This window comes from Micromonospora sp. M42 (assembly GCF_000568915.1).
Taxonomy (GTDB): Bacteria; Actinomycetota; Actinomycetes; order Mycobacteriales; family Micromonosporaceae; genus Micromonospora; species Micromonospora chalcea.
In genome coordinates, this window is sequence record NZ_KK037233.1 from 836,060 (window position 1) to 836,757 (window position 698).

Below are 698 nucleotides of genomic sequence, written 5' to 3' on the forward strand. Positions count from 1 at the left end.
TGCCCGGCGCGCGGCCAGGAACTGGTCGTCTACCGCCGCGAACGTGGCCGCCTCCGGCGCCCCGGAGCCGGCTTCGAGGTCGAGCTGAACACCGGCGCGACAATGCCGTTCCGCGCCACCTACGACCCGGCCGACCGGCCCGCCGCCGACGGGCGGTTCTGGTACGCGCTGGACCGCAGCATCCTGCGCCAGTCCGGCCTGACGCTGCTCGGCCCGCCCGCCGCCGACGTGTTCGCCGACCCGTCACCGCAGGCGCTGCGGGCGCTGCTGGCCGACGCGCTGCGCTGGTGGCTGGCGCTGCCCACCCCACCCGGCGACGCACCGGCTCCCGGCGCGGAGGACGCGGTGCTCGGCGCCTGCCGCGCGCTGGTGCGCCACCGCGACGGCGTCTGGCTGGGCAAGGTCGACGCCGGGCTGCGGGTTGCCGCCGACGACCCGGACGCCGCGCTGATCCGCGCCTCGATCGAGGCCCGCCGCGGCGGCACGCCGCCGTCCGGCCCGGCCGCCCGCGCGTTCCAGCGGCGGGTGCTGGACCGGATCACCGCGGACTGAACCGCGACTACTGTGAGCCGGGGAGGTGCGGTGATCATGACGGAGCTGAGCGCGTCCACGCGGGCCGGACTGGAGTCGGTGGTGCCCGGCGGCGTGGCGACCCGGCCGCGGACCGGCTGCGGATGGCCTCACGACGCCTCGCACTA

At 77.7% G+C, this 698-nt stretch carries 1 protein-coding gene; it reads left to right on the forward strand.

Features of this window, described 5'->3' with window-relative positions; all coding sequences use genetic code 11:
- The coding region (locus MCBG_RS03440; protein WP_043323807.1) for a hypothetical protein at positions 1 to 552 on the forward strand (552 nt) is incomplete at its 5' end.
- Positions 553 to 698: the final 146 nt, after the last annotated feature.